At 47.2% G+C, this 17,915-nt stretch carries 17 protein-coding genes and 1 pseudogene; 15 read left to right on the top strand and 3 right to left on the bottom strand.

Annotated features, from left to right (window positions below):
* Window positions 1-250: 250 nt before the first annotated feature.
* Genes GLV81_RS12415 through miaA form a run of 3 tightly spaced genes read left to right on the top strand, consistent with a single transcriptional unit; the run spans window position 251 to window position 3,191 of the window.
* Entirely contained in the window at window positions 251-1,669 is a 1,419-nt protein-coding gene (locus GLV81_RS12415; RefSeq protein WP_157479150.1) for a CCA tRNA nucleotidyltransferase, read from the top strand.
* Window positions 1,670-1,728: 59 nt separating this feature from the next.
* Window positions 1,729-2,298, top strand: coding sequence for an IS1096 element passenger TnpR family protein (locus GLV81_RS12420; protein WP_157479151.1), 570 nt, complete (start codon window positions 1,729-1,731; stop codon window positions 2,296-2,298).
* A gap of 11 nt (window positions 2,299-2,309) precedes the next feature.
* Window positions 2,310-3,191 (top strand): tRNA (adenosine(37)-N6)-dimethylallyltransferase MiaA, encoded by an 882-nt coding sequence (miaA, locus tag GLV81_RS12425; protein ID WP_246185974.1) that lies wholly within the window; start codon window positions 2,310-2,312, stop codon window positions 3,189-3,191.
* 21 nt (window positions 3,192-3,212) lie between these two features.
* Here the strand turns inward: miaA and GLV81_RS12430 are convergent, their stop codons facing one another.
* Together GLV81_RS12430 and GLV81_RS12435 are read right to left on the bottom strand one after the other, a co-directional pair.
* Entirely contained in the window at window positions 3,213-4,790 is a 1,578-nt protein-coding gene (locus tag GLV81_RS12430; RefSeq protein WP_157479152.1) for an OmpP1/FadL family transporter, read from the bottom strand.
* 106 nt (window positions 4,791-4,896) lie between these two features.
* Window positions 4,897-5,724 carry a hypothetical protein gene (locus tag GLV81_RS12435; RefSeq protein ID WP_157479153.1) on the bottom strand — a complete coding sequence of 276 codons (828 nt, stop codon included), beginning with the start codon at window positions 5,722-5,724 and terminating at the stop codon, window positions 4,897-4,899.
* A 292-nt stretch (window positions 5,725-6,016) separates the two neighbouring features.
* Between GLV81_RS12435 and proS the strand changes: the two genes are divergently transcribed.
* Complete coding sequence (gene proS / locus GLV81_RS12440) at window positions 6,017-7,495, top strand: proline--tRNA ligase (RefSeq protein ID WP_157479154.1); 1,479 nt, start codon at window positions 6,017-6,019, stop codon at window positions 7,493-7,495.
* 68 nt (window positions 7,496-7,563) lie between these two features.
* On the top strand, window positions 7,564-8,499 hold the full coding sequence (locus GLV81_RS12445; RefSeq protein WP_157479155.1) for an acyltransferase family protein: 936 nt from the start codon (window positions 7,564-7,566) through the stop codon (window positions 8,497-8,499).
* A gap of 273 nt (window positions 8,500-8,772) precedes the next feature.
* On the opposite strand, the gene GLV81_RS12450 is transcribed toward GLV81_RS12445, so the two are convergent.
* The gene (locus tag GLV81_RS12450; protein ID WP_157479156.1) at window positions 8,773-9,564 is read right to left on the bottom strand and encodes an RDD family protein; all 792 of its coding nucleotides are present in this window, start codon (window positions 9,562-9,564) and stop codon (window positions 8,773-8,775) included.
* 66 nt (window positions 9,565-9,630) lie between these two features.
* On the opposite strand from GLV81_RS12450, the gene GLV81_RS20455 reads away from it, so the two are divergent.
* From GLV81_RS20455 to GLV81_RS12495, 10 genes and pseudogenes are all read left to right on the top strand, one after another.
* A complete protein-coding gene (locus tag GLV81_RS20455) occupies window positions 9,631-9,993 on the top strand; it encodes a stage II sporulation protein M (RefSeq protein WP_246185975.1) in 363 nt (120 codons plus the stop codon).
* Between the two features lie 95 nt (window positions 9,994-10,088).
* Window positions 10,089-10,657: pseudogene (locus GLV81_RS20460) on the top strand (stage II sporulation protein M).
* Between the two features lie 99 nt (window positions 10,658-10,756).
* On the top strand, window positions 10,757-10,981 hold the full coding sequence (locus tag GLV81_RS12460) for a hypothetical protein (RefSeq protein ID WP_157479157.1): 225 nt from the start codon (window positions 10,757-10,759) through the stop codon (window positions 10,979-10,981).
* Window positions 10,978-11,430 carry a DUF4129 domain-containing protein gene (locus GLV81_RS12465; protein WP_157479158.1) on the top strand — a complete coding sequence of 151 codons (453 nt, stop codon included), beginning with the start codon at window positions 10,978-10,980 and terminating at the stop codon, window positions 11,428-11,430. Before GLV81_RS12460 ends, GLV81_RS12465 begins: the two co-directional genes overlap by 4 nt.
* Window positions 11,421-12,674 carry a DUF4350 domain-containing protein gene (locus tag GLV81_RS12470; protein WP_157479159.1) on the top strand — a complete coding sequence of 418 codons (1,254 nt, stop codon included), beginning with the start codon at window positions 11,421-11,423 and terminating at the stop codon, window positions 12,672-12,674. Before GLV81_RS12465 ends, GLV81_RS12470 begins: the two co-directional genes overlap by 10 nt.
* Window positions 12,675-12,754: 80 nt before the next feature.
* The gene (locus GLV81_RS12475; protein ID WP_157479160.1) at window positions 12,755-14,539 is read left to right on the top strand and encodes an ABC transporter ATP-binding protein; all 1,785 of its coding nucleotides are present in this window, start codon (window positions 12,755-12,757) and stop codon (window positions 14,537-14,539) included.
* Between the two features lie 32 nt (window positions 14,540-14,571).
* Complete coding sequence (locus GLV81_RS12480) at window positions 14,572-15,207, top strand: Crp/Fnr family transcriptional regulator (RefSeq protein ID WP_157479161.1); 636 nt, start codon at window positions 14,572-14,574, stop codon at window positions 15,205-15,207.
* Between the two features lie 187 nt (window positions 15,208-15,394).
* Complete coding sequence (locus GLV81_RS12485; RefSeq protein WP_157479162.1) at window positions 15,395-16,810, top strand: MBL fold metallo-hydrolase; 1,416 nt, start codon at window positions 15,395-15,397, stop codon at window positions 16,808-16,810.
* A gap of 24 nt (window positions 16,811-16,834) precedes the next feature.
* Complete coding sequence (locus GLV81_RS12490) at window positions 16,835-17,485, top strand: peroxiredoxin (protein ID WP_157479163.1); 651 nt, start codon at window positions 16,835-16,837, stop codon at window positions 17,483-17,485.
* Between the two features lie 110 nt (window positions 17,486-17,595).
* The gene (locus tag GLV81_RS12495) at window positions 17,596-17,910 is read left to right on the top strand and encodes a rhodanese-like domain-containing protein (RefSeq protein ID WP_157479164.1); all 315 of its coding nucleotides are present in this window, start codon (window positions 17,596-17,598) and stop codon (window positions 17,908-17,910) included.
* Window positions 17,911-17,915: the final 5 nt, after the last annotated feature.

Below are 17,915 nucleotides of genomic sequence, written 5' to 3' on the forward strand. Positions count from 1 at the left end.
TCCGCGTCCTATTGTTTATCGTCCAAAATCTGTTTCAACCCATCCAATCCGCATACCATCTAGTCGGTGCATTTGCTGCCATACTTTGAAGCTGACTTTGTTTAGAGCATTAGTAACGCATCGTCACAAGCCGGGAGGCCTGCGACAGCAACATCATCCGCGAAAATCTGTTTTCATCCTGCTATTCCGCGGCCCCTGTTTATCCGCGTCCCTTTATCCATCCACCTCAATACCGTTATTTTTGCGGCGCATGCACATTCCTTTACAAGCGTACGAAGCCAGCATTTTCGAAAAAATTTCCTCCCGGGCACAGCATCTTGGCATGGAGGCCTGGGTGATTGGTGGGTTTGTACGGGATAAAATTTTGCAACGCCCCACCAAAGACGCAGATATTGTATGCACCGGCGATGGCATTGCGCTGGCGCATGCCGTGGCCGATTTGTTTAAGCCCCGCCCCCATGTCAGCTTCTTTAAAAATTTTGGCACCGCCCATATCCGCATTGCCGATTTCGACATTGAGTTTGTTGGGGCCCGCAAGGAAAGCTACAACCGCGACAGCCGCAAACCAGCCGTGGAACCCGGCACTATTGAAGACGACCAATTGCGCCGCGACTTCACCATCAATGCGCTGGCCATCAGCCTCAATGCCAAAGACTACGGCACACTGGTTGATCCTTTTGGCGGCATTCAACACCTGCAGGAAAAATGCATCATCACCCCGCAGGATCCCATCCAAACCTTCAGCGACGATCCGCTGCGTATGATGCGGGCCATCCGCTTTGCCAGTCAGCTACAGTTTACCATTCACGAAACCACACTGGCGGCCATCAAAACCGATGCCCACCGCATCAGCATTGTGTCGAAAGAACGGATTGTTGATGAACTCAATAAAATCATCCTCAGCAGCAAGCCCTCGGTTGGCTTCAAACTGCTGTACGATACGGGTTTGCTCAAACTCATTTTTCCGCAGATGGTGGCGCTGGCCGGAGCTCAATACCTCGACGGGCACGGGCACAAAGACAATTTTTACCATACCCTGCAAGTGCTCGACAACATCAGCGAAAACACCCGTGACCTGTGGTTGCGCTGGGCGGCCATTTTGCACGACATAGGCAAACCTGCCACCAAGCGGTTTGAAGAAGGCCACGGCTGGACATTTCACGGGCACGAAGTAGTGGGCGGCCGCATGGTGCCCAAAATTTTTGCGCAGCTGAAACTGCCGCTCAACGAAAAAATGAAATACGTGAAGCTGCTGGTAGAACTTCACCTGCGGCCCATTTCGCTGACTAAAGAAAACATTACGGATAGCGCCATCCGCCGACTGTTGTTTGATGCTGGCGAACACTTCGACGACCTCATGACGCTTTGCGAAGCAGACATTACTTCGAAAAACAAACAGAAGGTAAAACGCTACCTCAGCAATTTTGAAATGGTACGGCAGCGCTGCGTAGAAGTAGAAGAGAATGACCGCATCCGCAACTGGCAGCCCCCCATTGATGGCGAAACCATCATGCAATATTTTGGCATTGGTCCCAGCCGCGAAGTGGGCATTATCAAAAATGCGATTAAAGATGCCATCCTCGACGGCATCATTCCCAACACGCTGGAAGCCGCAACAGCACTGATGTTGGAGCAGGCCCAACAATTAAACCTCACCCCTGTTCGGTAAAAAGTATTTTCTTTGCCGCACATCAAAACGCAGGCCCTCAAGGGTCAATCATTGTAGCCATGGCAGTATTGAAATTCAGGGTGTATCTCGAAGAAGACGAAAGCATTTACCGCGATATTGTGATCAAGCATACACAGTATTTCATCGATTTGCACAAGACCATTCTTCAGGCCTACGAATTCGACAACAAGCATCAGGCAACATTCTATCGCAGCAACGACAACTGGTTGCGAGGCCGCGAAATTTCGCTGGAGAAATACGACAAAGTTTATCAGGCTCCGCCCCTGCTGATGGAAGAAACCAGCATTGGTTCTGAAATCCGCGATACCAATCAGAAGTTTATTTATGTGTACGACTTCAACAAGAACTGGGTGTTTTTGGTGGAGCTCATCAACGTGTCGAAAGAAGAAAGTAGCAAGATTGCGTACCCTTCTGTAAGCCGCAAAGAAGGTGTGGGTCCGCTGCAATATGGCACCCGTGGCTTGCTGGGCCCCAAGTTTGCCGAAATGGAAGAGAAATACGACCTGCAGGGCAACGAAGAAGGCTTTGGCGAAGAAGGCGACAGCGACACTGCCAGCAGCGACGAAGAATCTTTTACCGACGATAGCAGCAGCGGCGAAGACTATTAATTTTTTTACGCATGGCCGGTCAGCAGCACTTACTGGTAGCCGTAGCCGGGCCAACAGCGGTCGGCAAAACGGCCGTGGCCATTGCATTAGCGCAACATTTCCGTACAGAAATTATCTCCTTTGATAGCCGTCAATGCTATCGGGAAATGAACATTGGCGTAGCCCGGCCTTCCGATGAAGAGTTGGCAGCAGTGCCGCATCATTTCATTGCCAGCCACAGCATACACGATCCGGTGGATGCCGCACAGTATGAGCAATGGGCACTAAAAAAACTCGGCACTCTTTTTCAGCAATACAAAGTAGTGATAGCTGTGGGTGGCACTGGCTTGTACCTGAAAGCACTCACTGATGGGCTGGATGCTATGCCTGATATTCCGGCTGCTATCCGGGAGCAAATACGGGAGGATTATGCGGCACATGGCATAGCGTGGTTACAGCAAACCTTGCAGCAAGAAGATCCATTGTTTGCCGCCAGTGGCGAAATGCAAAACCCACACCGCATGCTGCGGGCTTTGGAAGTGATTCGAGCCAGTGGAAAATCCATCAAACAGTTTCAGCAACGCAGCAGCAATGCACGACCGTTTGATACCCTCATCATAGGATTGGAAATGGAGCGGCTATTGCTCAACCAACGCATACAGCTACGGGTAGATGCAATGATGAAAGATGGATTGGTAGAGGAGGTAAAAGAACTGCTCCCCTACGAACAGCTGCAAGCCTTACAAACTGTGGGTTATCAGGAATTGTTTGATGCCATACATGGCCAATGTAGTATAACTGAAGCAGCAGAATTGATAGCCACACATACCCGCCAATACGCCAAGCGGCAAATGACCTGGTTCAAAAAAATCAGGCAGTGCAATGGTTTCATCCACAGCAACTGCCTGACATGATTTCGTTGATAGCATCGCGGCTTACATAAACTTAAATCCAAACGTGAGTACAATATTGCCACGGCTGTTTTTACCATCGGCTACTACGTTGGCTTTGTCAGCCAGCCAATAAGGCACATGGCTGTAGTTGATGAGTGCATGCACATACGTAAGGTCTACAAACATGCCCTTGTTGCGATAGCCCAAGCCACCACTCAGCAACATGCGGCTACCTTTCAACTCTTTGGTTGCGTAAGGACTACCCAAGTAGGCAAAACCAAGGCGGGTCATGATGGTATTGAATTTCAACTCGCCACCCAAACGCAGGTTCATAGCGCCTTTGTAGCGATTCTTGATACTATTGTTGAGTTCGGTGTAATAGTTCACATCGTCAACATTGGTAGCATCTTGTGCCTGATAACGGGTGCCCCGGTAATTTACATATTCAATGTCTGCCGTTACAAAACCCTTCTGGCGTTTTACTTCCTTCACTTCATTTATTACAAAAGATAAAGAACCCAATAAACGGTAAGGTGTAATCATGTTGTAATTATAGTTGCCTGCATTGCTGTTGCTGCCTTTCAACTCATCGCTGGTTATTACCCTCGGCTGAGGCAGGTTTGTATAATTCTCAGAATTCACTTTCATTTCGGCAGAAATTCTATCATTCATACTGCTAAACGTGGGCGTATGAAAAGCCAGGCCAAAACGTAATTTTTCTACGGGTCTGAAAATCATGCCCAGTTTGGCATTGAACCCCCAACCAGTTGTTTTGTAATTCTCTTTGTATTCGAAATAAGAAAAGTCATTGTTGAGATTACCACTCATATCTTCTTCCCGATAAGTCTGCTCTTTTTGATAGCTAAAGAAAGGCACATTGAACGCCACACCAAAATGCAGTTTATCGTTGTAATTGTTGGCGAATGCCAAGGCTATTTCATGAGCACCACCTCTTGTTTCAATCAGGTTGGTTTGCATCACACCTTCTGGTCCGCCATTTATACCTGGCAGGGGTACAAGACTTTGGTAGCCTATCACATTGTTATTTTGATCGGCTATAGTATCAACAAGGTATAATTGAAACGCAAGTGAAGAACCAAAAATGTAGTTATTCAGTGCCTGATTCACTGTAGCTCTGTTTCTCGCCAGTTCTTCCACGTATTGCTCACTCCAGCTGCTAAAATTGTTGAAGCCTTTGTATTGCATCCGGTTGTTGTAATTGGCCGTTTGGTTGATGGTAAGCGAAATAGCAGAACTTGACGATTTTTTGTACCGTGAATTGTGGCTGTGCCCCCATACGAAGCCAGATGTTCCATAGCCAATGCCGTTGTCTTTCGACTTGGTTTGATCGCCCCGGAAATTGAATTTGTTATTGAGAAAACTAAAGTTGGGCGACATTACAAATTCACTGTTTTTGTACATACCTATACCTGCGGGGTTAATATGTGCCGCAGTAATATCGCCACCCAAAGAGCCCATGGCACCACCAATGGCCTGATTGCGGGCAGTACCTCCCATCAGCGGGTAGGCGTAGCGAAGCACATCTTCGGGTACCTGAGCATTGGCCACCAGTTGCAGCGCCAATAAAGCTGCGGAGGCTAAAAATAATTTACTTCTCATACAGATACAGGATTAGCAGGCCGCATAAGACACAGGGAAAGGTCGGCGGCTATTCAATGGAGTTAGAACTTGAAGGTTTGTAATGCGCTGTTGAAAATGAAAGGCATTAGTTGCCGCCACGGCCACCACGGCTGCTTCCTGAAGAAGAAGAAGACGATGATGATGACGAAGATGAAGAAGAAGAGCTACCGGAAGTGCGGCTGCTGCCAGATGAACCGGAAGAACTGCTGGTGCTAGGTTCAAACATACGTGCCGGACGAGACCAGCTGCTGCCAGAGCCATTGCTGTTGTTGCCGCCGCCAGAAGATGATGAACTAAAAATGCTGCGGAACAAATCACGGTTGCCATAACCAGCCTGTTGCTGCTGTGTAGAAGGCTTACCTGTGCGGTTGAAGCTTTCATTGCCGCCACGGGTAAACACACTGTTGTTATATCCACCTTTGTTAAAGCCAGGACGAGGTGTTTGTGCAACAGCTCCAACAGGATTCTTATTGACTATGATAACGGGGCGGTTCCAGCACCAGGGGTTATTCCAGCTATTGTAATAGCTGTTGAATACAAAAGGATTGTTCCAGGTATTCCAACCGGTACCATAGTTGAGCATCCATGGAGATGTATTCCAGCTATTCCACGAATTGAAACTCCAGGAAGGATTCCACATGCTGGTGGGATTGTTGTACCCATACCAGTAGTTGACATCATCGATGGTATTCCAGCGGTCGCGGTTTTGCACCTTCATACGCAGGTAGCGGTCGTCAGCATCTTGCCAGTAGCTTACGTACCCGTCCTCTTCCTCTACCCGGTCTTCGCGGGGTGCGGCTGTAGGCCCGTAAGAATAATAAACATCATCAGGTGTTTCTGCGGTTTTAAAGGCGGCAGAACAACTGGCCAGCAATACGGTGGCGGCGAGCATGGGGTACATGAGGTGTTTCATCTGTACAGGCTTTAGTAGTGTCAAATATCAGACGCAGTAAAACACAAAACGTGGCGCAATCTCTTTTCGTAGAAAAAAACCAGTTCAATGGCTCACTTTATCTGCAAATGGTATCGGTAGCTAAGTTATTTCATTCCTCCACTACCAAATGCTAATGTTTTATTGAAAGACATTCAAAAACTGCCGTTTTGTGTTAAGGCTTACCTAATTCCAAATGCTTAATTTCGCCGCCCTGCCGGCGGGCAAATCCACAGGCAGCTCTTCATTCAATCATTTATCAGGAAAGTATATTATGAGTAAGGTGATCACTCCCATGGAGCAAGACTATTCGCAATGGTACAACGACCTCGTATTGCGGTCGGGTTTGGCCGATTACAGCGCCGTACGTGGCTGTATGGTTATCAAACCCTACGGCTACCGCCTGTGGGAAAACATGCGGGATGTACTCGACAAAATGTTTAAGGACACCGGTCACGTAAACGCCTACTTCCCGCTGTTTGTGCCTAAAAGCCTGTTTGAAGCCGAAGAAAAAAATGCCGAAGGCTTTGCGAAAGAATGTGCGGTGGTGACGCATTATCGCCTGAAAAACGACCCTGCTAACCCCGGCAAGCTGATGGTAGACCCCGAAGCCAGGCTGGAAGAAGAGCTGGTGGTACGTCCTACCAGCGAAGCCATCATTTGGAATACTTACAAAGGTTGGATTCAGAGCTACCGCGACCTGCCCATTTTGGTAAACCAGTGGGCCAACGTAGTGCGTTGGGAAATGCGTACACGTTTGTTTTTGCGTACTGCCGAGTTTCTGTGGCAGGAAGGCCATACGGCGCATGCCACTGAGCAGGAAGCCCGTGAAGAAGCCGCAAAAATGCTGGAAGTGTATGCCGATTTTGTAGAAAACTACATGGCACTGCCCGTAGTGAAAGGCGTGAAATCGGAAAGCGAACGCTTCGCCGGTGCCGTTGACACCTTGTGTATTGAAGCACTGATGCAGGATGGCAAAGCTTTGCAAGCCGGCACTTCGCACTTCCTGGGTCAAAATTTTGCCAAGGCTTTTGATGTGAAATTTAGCGACAGCAACAACAAGCTGGAATATGTATGGGCTACCAGCTGGGGCGTAAGCACCCGTTTGATTGGTGCCCTTGTAATGGCCCACAGCGATAACCAAGGTTTGGTATTGCCGCCAAAAATTGCACCACTGCAGGTGGTGATTGTACCCATTTACAAAGGCGATGAGCAACTGGCCGCCATTACCGATACCCTCAAGCCCATCATCAGCCAGCTGAAAGACCTCGGCATTTCGGTAAAATATGACGACAGCGAACATGCCCGTCCGGGCTGGAAGTTTGCAGAATACGAACTGCAGGGCGTACCTGTTCGTATGGCCATTGGTGCCCGTGATTTGGCCAACGGTGTAGCCGAAATTGCCCGCCGCGATACCAAAGAAAAAATGACCGTCAACCTCGATGGCATTGCTTTTTACATCAAAACATTGCTGGATGAAATTCAGCTGCATTTGTTTGAAAAAGCGAAAAACTTCAGGGCGGAGCATACTACAGAAGCCAACAGCTGGGATGAGTTTGTAAGCATTCTCGATGGCAAGGGTGGCTTTGTATCAGCGCATTGGGATGGAACTGCCGAAACCGAAGAAAAAATTAAAGACCTCGCCAAGGCCACTATTCGTTGTATTCCTTTGGATGCAAAAGAAGAAGCCGGCACTTGCATACTCACCGGCAAGCCCAGCAACAAGCGGGTGCTGTTTGCCCGTGCCTATTAAGCGAAAGGTTTCAACATCATCATTCAAACCGGCGGCCATTGGTTGCCGGTTTGTTATTATTGCAATGCATGGATAACAAAGCTGCGTATTTACTGGGAGGCACCCCTGCCCGGCTGCTGCTATCGCTGATAGTGGTGGCCAGCCATTTGGGTTCGCTTACCGGCTTGTACCGCAATAAGTTTTTGTTTGATGCTGACTTTGCGGTGTCTTGTTTTTTTGTGCTTTCTGGATTTGCCATGATGCACAGCTATGGCAAGCTGCAAACACAAGTCAATGGTTGGAAAGCCTTTTACATCCAGCGTTTCTTTCGCATTATGCTACCCGTATGGGTGCTTGTGGCGCTGCAGGTGATTTTGCTTTATGCTGTAAGTGCATTGCCGCTGTCGCAATACGTCAATGAAACAACTGGCAGGTACGTTTTGGCCAATGCCTCACTACTCAATTTTTTGCAGCAATCGCTACCAGGCGTTTTCGACAACAATGGTTCCGCGGTGGTCAATGGTTCACTATGGACATTAAAAATTGAGATGTGCTTCTATGCTGCATTCCCATTGTTGTTTCTACTGGCAAAACCAAAGAAAATAGTTTGGCTGTGGCTGTTGTGGACGCTTTCTGTAGCCTACCGTTTGCTGCTGCACCAATCGCACCCCGTAATGAGCTATCAGTTGCCGGGACAGCTGTATTTTTTCATCAGCGGCATGCTGTTGTATCATTATGGATGGCATCAACAATGTCGAAAATGGATACTCGTAGTTGGCTGGTTGTGGTTCATTAAAAATTGTATTTGGGGATACCAGATTATCGAAACACCGCTCAGCTTTCCCTTGATTTTATTGGCCTTTTGTCATTCATTAAAACCACTGGACGGGTTGCTGAGAAAATACGATTATTCATTCACTGTGTATCTTCTTCACTGGCCAATTATTCAGGTGGCCGTTCATCTTTTTTTAATGATGGGCAAAAAGTGGCAGGTGTTTTATTTGTGCTATCGGCCTTGCTGCTAAGCTCTTGGCTGTTTAAAACCTTTGTAGAAGACAAAGCCATGCAAAAGGGCAAACTACTCAGTAAGCGTTATTTGCAGTAAGCCCTCACTATCATAGCTGTTGAAAGCATTCACCATACATTCGGGATTGTACAACCATCAACAAGAGTCAGTTACTGAAGCATTTGCCAATTTGAAAGCTGTTTACCGCTACTTTGGTATTATAACGATTGTAGTACTGGGATTATATGTACTGGCAATTATCGGCGGGCTGCTTTTTGCCTCACTTGCCTAATCAACCTTTGTCTTTGGTAGCGAGGTAGTTGTAATCACTCAACAACTTTTCAAGGAAGTCAAGCACCTCCAAATCTGTTTGGATGTTCAGGACTTCCCTGACTTTTCCTGCCACCCGGTGTGCAGTTTCGTATTGCTGATTTTTCTCGGTGTATGCAATGACCGACCGGATGGCATTGATGTCTCTATCACTCAACCGCATCACCTCCGGAAAACGAACTTTATAATTTTCGTCCACGATTTCTTTAAACAGCGTATCGGCCAGCGAATAACGGTAGCGTAAATCCACCACCGTGGTGCCGGCTGCCAAATCGCCGAGGCGTTGGCTTTTGTTGCTCACCGCTACAATTACAACCACAACCAGGCCCAACACCCCTGTGAGTAATACCTGTATCACAAACCAGTAAGAGTCCATAGCCAGATAGCCAAAAAACATAGGCCACTCCCATAAGCGAAACAACCAGCGCATAAGGTACTGACCGAGGCGAGGCTCTCCCCCTTCGATGCTGATGACCCTGATGCCCATGGCTTTTTTACCCAGGCTTTGCCCCTGATACAAGGTTTCCATCAGCAGGTGGTACAGCAGCATGGGAAGCGACACCAGCACCACATCTACCCCTTTGCTAATTTCTACCGGACCATAAATCACCTGATCCAGAAAATACTTCATTCCACGGGCATACAGCATCAATACCAGCATGTCTAAAAACCAAGCCAGCAGCCGCCGGAAAAAAGGCGCTATCTCAAACTCGAGGTAAATATTAAATGGGGTAGAAACAGAAACCTGAGACATGACAGCAAATTAAACGGTTTATGAATGCTATGATTGCATTAATTTGACATCGTTTATATTTTTTGCATGAGGGAAGCACTTTTTATTAAGCGCAACAGAGACAAGTGGATTCGGTATCAGCAGGAACAAACCAATGACCCTGATGAACAGGCGGAGCGTTTTATTACGTTGCTGGACGACCTCGCCTATAGCCGTACGTTCTACCCGCAGAGCAAAGTCACCCGATGGATAAACAGCATTGCTGTTGGTATTTATCAAACCATTTATCAGAACAAACGGGAAAAGTTTACCCGGCTGCGCAGTTTTTGGACAACTGAACTACCCTTGCTGGTGCGCAAACATCATGGCGTGTTTTTGTTTACGTTTCTCTTTTTTGCCCTGTGTGTGCTCATGGCCATTGTATCATCTACCCACGATGACTTTTTGTAAAAGCCATTTTGGGAGAAGACTATGTAGACATGACGCTGGAAAACATTCGTAAGGGCGACCCCTTTGGCGTATACCGCGATGAAGACAAGTTTACCATGTTCATTCGCATTGCATTCAACAACATACAGGTAGCACTAAAAACCTTTGTGTCTGGCATTTTCTTCGGCATTGGCAGCTTGTATATTTTGTTTAGCAACGGCCTGATGGTGGGTTCCTTCGAATACATGTTTTTGAACAGGGCCTTGGCTGGAAAAGCATCATGGTTATTTGGATACATGGAACTATTGAAATTTCTGCCATCATTATTTCCGGTGCTGCCGGCTTGGTGGTGGGTAGCAGCATTTTGTTTCCGGGTACCTACAGTCGCTACCAATCTTTTCGCCACGGCATTAAAGATGCCATGAAGATTGCACTGGCTTTGATTCCGTTTTTGCTGTTGGCAGCAATACTCGAGAGTTATGTTACCTACCTCATGAGCAACACCTTCAGCAGCAGCAAGCAAGCCGGCCTTCCACTATGGGCAGGCATCAGCATTTTAGCGGCATCGCTTTGGCTTATAGGCTGGTATTTTGTGTGGTATCCTATTCGCCTGAGTAAGAAAATAAAAGCAGCAGCAACTGCCGCCGCATCACAACAAATTAAAACACTGGAATGGCCCGCCTGATCATAAGCTGCCTGGTATGCTGGCTGCTTTTGCTGGCCAATACTGCTTGCTGCTCAACAATACAATAACGATACCGTCTACAGCACCACTGATACCACTGTGGTAGACGAAGAAATGTATTATGGCGAAGAAGAAGACAATGAAGAGTTGACTCCTGTAACGCTGCCTCCGCCGCATGAAGTAGTGTTTTCAAAAGAAGATTTGACGCCTGTTCGCAAGCAAAAAGACTTTGCATACATGGCCTACATTGATAGTGTGCTGCGTCACCAAAAATTTGAGCCGGTAGAAAAAAAGTGGCATCAAAAGAAAGCAACATTTCATTGAATTGGCTGAAACCAGTGCTATGGACCATTGCCATTTTAGCCCTCTTGTTTTTACTGTATCAAATCTGGACAAACAATACGGGCATCTTTTCGCCCGGCGATAAAAAACTACCTGCCGAAGTAGAAGAAGAGGCAGAAGATCCGCTGATGCTGCAGGGCGCAGCCACACTGGCGCAGCAAGCCATTGCCAGCAAGCAATACCGAATGGCCACCCGCTATTTGTTTATTGATGCACTGAGCAGGCTGGATGAACGTGGCCTCATACAACGCATAGCCCGCAAAACCAACCAGCAATACCTGAACGAAATACAACAGCCAGGGCTAAAGGAAACATTGGCCACCGCCATGTTGCAATTTGAGTATGTATGGTATGGCGAATTCAACCCCAATGAAAAGCAGTTCGAACGCATCCATCACACCTTTAAACAACTGGAGGCAAGATGGCTGTAAATATTCGAATGGCCTGGATTTTTGCCTGCTTTCTTTTGTTGCTGGCCTGCAAAAAAACGCAGCAACCCAGTCGTTTTATTGATGAAAGATTTACCCTGAGTGCTACAGATAAGAAACCGTTTGGTGGATATGTAGCCCGCTTTATGACCGATACGCTGTACGGCGGCAACAACATCACCGAAAACGGGCTCACATTCAATAAGTGGTACGATGATTTTGTGCTCAACAGCGACAATCAGCGCAACGAGGTTTACATCATTTTTTCGCCTGCTGTAAGGGCTTTCAGCAAAGAAGCAGACGACATGCGAAGCTTTGTGAGCAAGGGCAATACCCTGCTGATAGTAACCGATGAGCTGAGCAAAGAAGTAACAGATGCTCTGGGTTGTGAAATAACCGATGACGCCGAAGTTTTATCGATGATGGTACGCCTGCAAATGGTGGATACCCGCCTGAGTATAGCCGATAGCAGTAGCCATGCCATGCTGTCATACCCATATTATTATTATCCTTTTTTGGAAAGGGTGCTTATAGACAGTAACAAAACGGATAGCATACAATGGCTGGGGCAAAATGCTGCAGGCAAGCCACATCTGGCCCGGTACAGCATAGGCAATGGGCAGGTGATAGTAGCGGGCAATGCCCGTGGCCTGAGCAATTATTTTTTATTGAATGGCCAAAACCACGGCTATCTCAAAACCCTGTTGTCTTATCTGCCGGAGTATCCTGCCAAAATTCACTGGGATCTCTTTTTTCAACGCAACGTGAACCGGCAGCCGGAGGATTATTCGGTATTCAGTGCCCTGATGGCCATTCCACCACTGCGCTGGTCGTTCTGGATATTGCTGGCACTGGCAGCCATCTGGATATTGAGCAACCTGCGACGCAAGCAAAAAATGATACCTATTGTGGCGCCCAACAGCAATACCACGGTATCTTTTGTTCAAACCATTGCCCAGCTCTATTTCAACAAGCAGGACCATGCGAATGTGGGCCGCAAACTGGCCACCCATTTTACCGACTATCTGCGCAATAACTATTACATGCCACCGCTCACCATGCAGGCAGAGTGGGCATACATTCTGCATCAAAAAACCGGCATGACCATGACCGATGCGCAGGAAACCACACGCCTCATCAGAAAAGCGCAGCAGAGCAACGATTTTTCGGCCAGCGATTTGATGCACCTGCACAGCCTTATTGCCGATGTGGTAAACCGAAAGCAGAAAAAAGCCACTCATCAATGACAATTCGGCGCAATTGAACTGTTGCACTATAATTGATACATTGCTGTAGCAAACTGCTGAAAAATCAGGCGCCCCGTTTCATGAAAATACTTTGGCACTACCTGCGGCCCTACCGCGGCATGGTTCTCGTTTCTTTATTACTCGCTGCTATCAACCAGACTTTTTCCCTTCTCGATCCGCTTTACTTTGGTAAGCTGTTCGATAATTACATCAACAAAGCCGGAGAATTTCGGGCCAATGGCCAGGAGGCCGAATTCATAAAAGGCGTACTTGGTTACCTCGGCATCCTGATTGGCGTAGCCATGGTAAGCCGCATCGCCAAAGCCTTTCAGGATTATTTCAGCAGCGTGGTAATGCAAAAATTTGGCGCCAGCATTTTTACCGAAGGCCTGCGCCACAGCATGCGCCTACCCTTTCAGGAGTTTGAAGACCAACGCAGCGGCGAAACCCTGAGTGTGCTCAATAAGGTTCGTGCCGATACAGAAAAGTTCATCAGCCTGTTCATCAATGTGGTATTTGGCATCATCGTTGGACTGGTGTTTGTAAGCATATTCGCATTCTCCAAACACTGGAGTATTGTACCCGTGTATTTGGTGGGTGTGTTGCTGCTGAGCTGGCTTACCAGTGCTTTGAGCAAACGCATCAAAAGCATTCAGAAAAACATAGTGAAAGAAACCACCTCATTGGCGGGCAGCACTACCGAGAGTTTGCGCAACATTGAACTGGTAAAAAGCCTCGGACTTACCGATCAGGAAGTAAACCGGCTGAACAAGAATACCTACAAAATTTTAGGACTGGAATTGCGCAAAGTAAAAAGCATACGCATGCTGAGTTTTGTGCAAGGCACGTTTGTCAATTTTCTGCGTCAGGTCATCATGTTTACCCTGCTGTTTCTTGTTTTTCAAGACAAGCTTTTACCCGGTGAAGTATTGACACTGACCTTCTACAGCTTCTTCATTTTTGGCCCTTTGCAAGAAATTGGTAACATCATTATTGCCTACCGCGAAGCAGAAGCCAGCCTCAATAATTTTCATGTGCTGATGCAGAAAAAACCAGAGCCAAAACCAGACGCTCCTGTTCACCTCGGCCCTATTGATACCTTGCAATACAACGGCGTTTACTTTAAGCATCACACAGCTGCACAATATGCCTTGCAAAACATCAGCTTTACCGCCAGGCGTGGCGAAACCATTGCTTTTGTTGGTCCCAGCGGCAGCGGTAAATCTACATTGGTAAAACTGCTGGTGGGTTTGTACCGGCCCGAGCAAGGACATATTTTATATAACCAAACAGAAGGCCATCAAATAGATTTTGATGAACTGCGCAGCCAGATTGGATTTGTAACGCAAGACACACAATTGTTTGCCGGCACCATCAAAGAAAACCTGCAATTTGTATCGCCGGGCGCCAGCGATGAAGCCATTCTGAAAGCCCTGCAGCAATCGGCCAGCCACAGTATTTTGGCCAAGGCCGACAATGGTATCAACAGTATTATAGGCGAAGGCGGCATTAAAATAAGTGGTGGCGAAAAACAGCGCCTCAGCATTGCCCGTGCATTGCTGCGCAATCCGCAGTTACTCATTTTTGACGAAGCCACTTCTGCACTGGATTCCATTACCGAAGAAGAAATTACCAATACAATTAAAGACATTGGTGCCAATGGCCATCAAATTACCATTCTTATTGCGCACCGCCTCAGTACCATCATGCATGCCGACCGCATATTTGTTTTGGAGCAGGGCGAAATAGTAGAAACAGGCAACCACGAAAGTCTGTTGAACGAAAAAGGATTGTACTATGCCATGTGGCGTCAACAAATAGGCGAACGCAAAAAACAGACTACCTTAGCTACGCCTGCTTCGTAGCACAATACATACTAACCCCAACTATTGCTATCATGGTTTTCGCAGAATCGATACAGAAAAAATTTCCCGGATTTGAACCTGAGCTCACCGAGCAAATGGAACAAGATGCCATGTTTCGGCAAATACCTGCCGGTACCGAACTGATGCGTCCCGGTCAGTTCATCCGCAGCACCATGCTCATATTGGATGGGCTGGTAAAAGTGTACCGGGAAGATGGCGAAGGCAACGAATTTTTCATGTATTACCTCAAGCCCGGCGATGGTTGTGCCCTCAGCATGACCTGCATGGTGGGACAGGAAACCAGCAATATTGCCGCCAAAACCGTGCAGGACAGCGAAATCATAATGGTACCGTTGGAAAAAATGGATGCCTGGATGAACCAGTACAAAAGCTGGTATCATTTTGTGGTAAAAACTTACCGCGACCGTTTTGAAGAATTGCTGAAAACGCTGGACAGTGTAGCCTTTCGCAACATGGACGAACGCCTTGAGTTTTACCTGAAGCGCCACCAGAAAATGTTGAACACCCACATCATTCCTATTACGCATCAGGAGATAGCACAGGAGCTCAACTCAAGCCGCGAAGTAATTTCGCGACTGCTAAAAAAAATGGCCGAAAGAGGCAAAGTAAAACTCCACCGCTACCATGTGGAAATCATTCAGCTGTAAGGCTTTCGGGCTATTGCCGGCTGTTGTATCTTATCCCTGCTCATTGCAGGGATTTTTTATTTGCCCCTGTTTAGGCACTGTTAATTCACCGCCATCTATTCACACCAGTTATACGGGTGATAATAGTCACTCCCTCTACCTGTTGCAAACCCCATTTTTGTCTTTACCAAACGGAAAAACATCAGCTATGAAAATAGAACAAATCTACACCGGCTGCCTGGCGCAGGGAGCTTATTACATCGAAAGCGAAGGCGAAGCCGTAGTGATTGACCCACTGCGGGAAGTACAGCCTTACATTGACCGTGCTGCCAAAGATGGTGCCAGCATCAAGTATGTTTTTGAAACGCATTTCCATGCCGATTTTGTAAGCGGTCACCTCGACCTGAGCAAAAAAACCGGCGCCCCTATTGTGTATGGCCCTACAGCCAAACCTGATTTCGAGGCCATTACAGCCACCGATGGTCAGCAGTTCAAAGTAGGCAACATCACTTTTACCGTGTTGCATACACCCGGCCATACCATGGAAAGCACCTGCTATTTGCTGAGTGATGAAAATGGAAAAGACGTGGCTATTTTCACTGGCGACACTTTGTTTATTGGTGATGTAGGCCGCCCGGATTTAGCACAAAAAGTAGTAGAAGATCTAACGCAAGAAAAACTGGCTTCACATCTCTACGATTCGTTGCGCAACAAAATCATGCCATTGGCAGATGACATCGTTGTTTATCCTGCACATGGCGCTGGTAGTGCCTGTGGCAAAAACATGAGTAAAGAAACCACCGATACCCTCGGTCATCAAAAAGCAACGAACTACGCATTGCAGCCCATGAGCCGTGAGCAGTTTATAAAAGAAGTAACCGATGGCCTGATGCCACCGCCAGCTTACTTCCCGCTCAATGTGATGATGAACATTCAGGGCTACGACAGCATTGATGCCGTATTGGAGCGTGGTCAGCATGCCATGAGCCCCAAGGCTTTTGAAGCTGCGGCCAACGAAACCGGTGCACTCCTGTTGGACACCCGTGCTCCTCTCACCTTTGCACAAGGTTTTGTACCCAACTCTATCAACATTGGTATTGATGGCAACTTTGCTCCATGGGTAGGCGCCATGATTCCTGATATCAAACAAGAGATTTTGCTGGTGACCGATCCGGGTCGTGAAGAAGAAGTAATCACCCGTTTGGCTCGTGTAGGCTACGACTTTACCATTGGCTACCTCGAAGGTGGTTTTGAAGCCTGGAAAGCTGCAGGCATGGAAGTAGACCATATCAAATCGGTAACAGCAGAAGAGCTCGCCGCCATTATGGACAAAGAGCCGGTAAACATTCTGGATGTACGCAAAGCCAGTGAGCACTATAGCGAACACATTATTGGTGCAGAAAATGCGCCATTGGATTACATCAACGAAAGCATGCTGAAAGTAGATAAGAACAAAACCTACTACGTGCATTGCGCCGGTGGCTACCGCTCCATGATATTCAATTCCATTCTTCGTGCCCGTGGCTACGATAATCTTATAGATGTGCAGAGTGGTTTTGATGCCATCAAATCATGCGGCAAGTTTGAGGTAAGTGCCTATGTGTGCCCCAGCACCATGCTCTAATTATGAAACCAAAAAATTGAGGATATGGAAAATCAAGTGCAGTACAGTATGCCACGAATTGGTGATAAAGCGCCGGATTTTATGACGACCACCACCACCGGGCCATTGAAACTATCTGAATACAACAAGGATAGCTGGGTGATTTTCTTTTCGCACCCTGCTGATTTTACTCCTGTTTGTACCACTGAAATGAGTGGATTTGCCGTAGAAATGGATGACTTTTTTGCCAAGCACAATACCAAGTTGTTGGGCTTAAGCATCGACAGCATTCACTCGCATATTGCCTGGGTAGACAACGTGAAAAAGAACACTGGTGTGTATTTCCGCTTCCCGATCATTGCGGATTTGGACATGAGCATTTCGAAGTTGTACGGAATGTTGCAACCCAACGAAAGCGAAACAGCAGCCGTTCGTGCCGTATTCTTCATTGATCCAAAAGGTATTATCCGGCTGATCATGTACTATCCGCTCAACGTTGGCCGAAACATGCATGAAATCAAAAGAGCATTGTTGGCGCTGCAAACTTCAGATGCCAACAAAGTGGCACTGCCGCTCAACTGGGAGCCCGGTGATAAAGTAATTGTACCACCACCCAAAAACCTCGCCGATTACGAAGCCCGTGTGCAAAGCGATTACGAAATGGTCGACTTTTATCTGGCTAAAAAAGCATTATAAATGGTGAATGTGTAGATACTGAAAAGAGGAAGGTTTCTGTACATGTTGCACGAAACCTTCTTTTTTCTATACTTCTCCCCGATTATTAAACTGTTTGTATCACAGTCATTATGTTTCGATTTTTCAAATCATTATTTGGCAACAGAACACGCCCCGATTATGTAGCATTGTTAGCAGCAGGTGCCATTGTGATAGATGTGCGTACGCCTGAAGAATACCGGATGGGACACATCCAACAATCAGTCAATATTCCGCTGCAAACCTTGTCGCACAAAATGGGCGAACTGGCCAAAAAGAAAAAAGTAATCATCACCGTATGCCGCAGTGGCAGCCGAAGCGGCATGGCCAAAAACATGCTGCAGCGAGCCGGCTTAGAAGCCTACAATGGCGGCGCCTGGACATCATTTCAACAATACACAAAATAAACAGC

The organism is Phnomibacter ginsenosidimutans, assembly GCF_009740285.1.
Lineage (GTDB): Bacteria > Bacteroidota > Bacteroidia > Chitinophagales > Chitinophagaceae > Phnomibacter > Phnomibacter ginsenosidimutans.

Excerpts from the sequence above, each read along its gene's own strand:
- proS (WP_157479154.1), top strand. The coding sequence starts at position 6,017 with ATGAGTAAGGTGATCACTCCCATGGAGCAAGACTATTCGCAATGGTAC.
- GLV81_RS12475 (WP_157479160.1), top strand. The coding sequence starts at position 12,755 with ATGAAAATACTTTGGCACTACCTGCGGCCCTACCGCGGCATGGTTCTC.
- miaA (WP_246185974.1), top strand. The coding sequence starts at position 2,310 with ATGGCCGGTCAGCAGCACTTACTGGTAGCCGTAGCCGGGCCAACAGCG.
- GLV81_RS12430 (WP_157479152.1), bottom strand. The coding sequence starts at position 4,790 with ATGAGAAGTAAATTATTTTTAGCCTCCGCAGCTTTATTGGCGCTGCAA.
- GLV81_RS12415 (WP_157479150.1), top strand. The coding sequence starts at position 251 with ATGCACATTCCTTTACAAGCGTACGAAGCCAGCATTTTCGAAAAAATT.
- GLV81_RS12420 (WP_157479151.1), top strand. The coding sequence starts at position 1,729 with ATGGCAGTATTGAAATTCAGGGTGTATCTCGAAGAAGACGAAAGCATT.
- GLV81_RS12495 (WP_157479164.1), top strand. The coding sequence starts at position 17,596 with ATGTTTCGATTTTTCAAATCATTATTTGGCAACAGAACACGCCCCGAT.
- GLV81_RS12490 (WP_157479163.1), top strand. The coding sequence starts at position 16,835 with ATGGAAAATCAAGTGCAGTACAGTATGCCACGAATTGGTGATAAAGCG.
- GLV81_RS20455 (WP_246185975.1), top strand. The coding sequence starts at position 9,631 with ATGAGGGAAGCACTTTTTATTAAGCGCAACAGAGACAAGTGGATTCGG.
- GLV81_RS12450 (WP_157479156.1), bottom strand. The coding sequence starts at position 9,564 with ATGTCTCAGGTTTCTGTTTCTACCCCATTTAATATTTACCTCGAGTTT.
- GLV81_RS12480 (WP_157479161.1), top strand. The coding sequence starts at position 14,572 with ATGGTTTTCGCAGAATCGATACAGAAAAAATTTCCCGGATTTGAACCT.
- GLV81_RS12470 (WP_157479159.1), top strand. The coding sequence starts at position 11,421 with ATGGCTGTAAATATTCGAATGGCCTGGATTTTTGCCTGCTTTCTTTTG.
- GLV81_RS12445 (WP_157479155.1), top strand. The coding sequence starts at position 7,564 with ATGGATAACAAAGCTGCGTATTTACTGGGAGGCACCCCTGCCCGGCTG.
- GLV81_RS12485 (WP_157479162.1), top strand. The coding sequence starts at position 15,395 with ATGAAAATAGAACAAATCTACACCGGCTGCCTGGCGCAGGGAGCTTAT.
- GLV81_RS12435 (WP_157479153.1), bottom strand. The coding sequence starts at position 5,724 with ATGAAACACCTCATGTACCCCATGCTCGCCGCCACCGTATTGCTGGCC.